Source organism: Paenisporosarcina sp. P4_E4_2 (assembly GCF_056401595.1).
Genome location: NZ_JBFUJC010000408.1, coordinates 1 through 2,502 on the forward strand (window position 1 = coordinate 1; position 2,502 = coordinate 2,502).

Genomic DNA, 2,502 nt, shown 5'->3' on the forward strand with positions numbered 1-2,502 from the left:
GCACAATCGAACGTGCTTCAGCTAGAATATTCACTTCATCGCATACGATATTCGTTGCACCGCCACCTTCAAAACGTCCGATATTGGCAGTCGTTTCTTCATCGATACGACCTAATGTCATTTTCGCTATTGATTTTGCAGCAATGTTAATGGCAGAAATTCCTTTTTCTGGTGCAACGCCTGCATGTGCAGTTTTGCCCAAAATCTTCGCTCCAATTTTTGCTTGGTAAGGGGCTGCCGTAACGATTCCACCGACTTTCCCATCTGAATCGACTGCAAATCCATATTTGGCAGTGATTAGAGAAGCATCTAATTGTTTTGCACCTGCAAGTCCACTTTCTTCACCAGCAGTAATAATGAATTGAATGTCCCCATGCTCAACTGATTCTTCTTTTAGGCGTTTAATCATGTCGAATAACGCCGCAATGCCTGCTTTATCATCTGCACCTAAAATCGTTGTGCCGTCGGAATAAATATAGCCGTCTTCGCGAAGTTCAGGTTTAATCCCTTTCCCGGGAACTACAGTATCCATATGAGTCGTGAAATATATTGTGTCCACATCTGCGAGAGTTCCTTTTAAAGTGGCGATTAAATTTCCAGCACCATGGCCACTTCGGGCAGCCGAGTCGTCTTCAATTACGTCAAAACCCAGGTCTTCCATTTTGCTTTTTAAGATAGGTGCAATTATTTGCTCATGTTTTGTTTCTGAATCTATTTGTACGAGTTCCAAAAACTCATCAATTAAACGTTGGTTTGTCATATTAAAACTCCTTTATAATGGGATATTGCCATGTTTTTTGGTAGGTCGGGTTTCTTTCTTATTACGCATCATATCTAGAGCCTGAATGAGTTTAATACGCGTTTCGCGTGGATCGATTACATCATCCACCATACCTCGTGCAGCAGCTACATAAGGGTTTGCAAATTTTTCGCGATATTCCTCGATTTTTGTCGCACGCGTTTGTTCAGGATTGTCGCTTTGCGCGATTTCCCGGGAAAAGATTACGTTTGCTGCCCCTTGTGGACCCATTACTGCAATTTCTGCGTTTGGCCAAGAGAACACCAGATCAGCACCGATGGATTTAGAGTTTAGTGCTACATATGCTCCACCATATGCTTTTCTTAAAATGACTGTCATCTTCGGAACAGTTGCTTCAGAATACGCATATAAAATCTTTGCCCCGTGACGAATGATTCCACCATGTTCTTGTTTAATTCCCGGGAAAAATCCGGTTACATCTTCAAACGTAATGATTGGAATATTGAATGAGTCACAGAATCGAATAAAACGTGCTGCTTTATCCGAAGAATTGATGTCGAGACCCCCAGCCATTACTTTCGGCTGGTTACACACCAAACCTACGACTTCCCCTTTAATACGAGCCAGACCAATTACAATATTACGTGCAAACTCTTTCTGTACTTCCATGAATGAATCCTGGTCCACCACTTGTTCGATAACTTTACGAATGTCGTAAGGACGAATTGCATCAAACGGTACAACATCCGTTAATTCAGGTCGATAATCATCCATTTGGTCAGCTTCCAGACGAGGTGGTTTCTCATCGTTATTTTGTGGCAAGAAACTTAGTAAATCTCTAACCTGCTGAAGTATTTCCTGCTCTGTTTCAGCACGGAAATGAGCATTTCCACTGATGGCATTATGTACTTTTGAACCGCCCAAGTCCTCAGAAGATATTTTTTCTCCTGTAACTGTTTCAATAACTTTTGGACCGGTAATAAACATTTGGCTTGTTTTATCGACCATAAAGACAAAATCCGTGATTGCTGGAGAATAGACTGCCCCACCGGCACATGGTCCCATAATGACCGAGATTTGCGGAATGACGCCTGAATAAATGGTATTACGATAGAAAATATGGCCATATCCATCAAGAGACACAACGCCCTCTTGAATACGTGCACCACCAGAATCATTTAACCCAATGAACGGTGCGCCATTTTTGGCTGCCAAGTCCATGACATTGGCAATTTTCATCGCATGCATCTCACCAAGTGCTCCGCCAAATACTGTGAAGTCCTGAGAGAATAAATAAATCGCACGACCATTTACTTTCCCGTATCCTGTAACGACTCCATCCCCTGGCCCTTTTTGAGTGTCCATGCCAAAGTCGACCGTACGGTGTTCAATGAATGGATTCAATTCAACGAACGTTCCTGGATCGACCAATAAATCGATGCGTTCACGTGCTGTCAATTTTCCTTTAGCGTGCTGTTTTTCAATTCTATCGTCTCCGCCGCCCAGTTCTATTTCACGCTTGCGATCGTATAAATCATTGATTTTTTCATAAATGTCCATGTATATTACCCCTTTAACCCGCTTTTATCACACAATTCATAAAGTACACCGAAAGAAGACTTTGGATGCAAGAAGGCAACTTGAGCACCACCCGCTCCAATCTTCGGCTGTTCATTTAATATTCGTACGCCTTTTTCACGAAGTTCAATCATGCGTTCGTCGATGCCCTCTACTCCAAAAGC

Annotated in this window: 3 protein-coding genes; all 3 read right to left on the minus strand. The window is 42.4% G+C overall.

Annotated features, from left to right (window positions below):
• A partial coding sequence (locus AC1DSB_RS17890; protein WP_477587266.1) for a M20/M25/M40 family metallo-hydrolase occupies window positions 1–760 on the minus strand: 760 nt, incomplete at its 3' end.
• Window positions 761–772: 12 nt separating this feature from the next.
• On the minus strand, window positions 773–2,320 hold the full coding sequence (locus AC1DSB_RS17895) for an acyl-CoA carboxylase subunit beta (protein ID WP_342543530.1): 1,548 nt from the start codon (window positions 2,318–2,320) through the stop codon (window positions 773–775).
• Between the two features lie 5 nt (window positions 2,321–2,325).
• The coding region (locus AC1DSB_RS17900; protein ID WP_477587267.1) for a VOC family protein at window positions 2,326–2,502 on the minus strand (177 nt) is incomplete at its 5' end.

Coding starts and splice junctions, on each gene's coding strand:
- AC1DSB_RS17895 (WP_342543530.1), bottom strand. CDS start 2,320: ATGGACATTTATGAAAAAATCAATGATTTATACGATCGCAAGCGTGAA.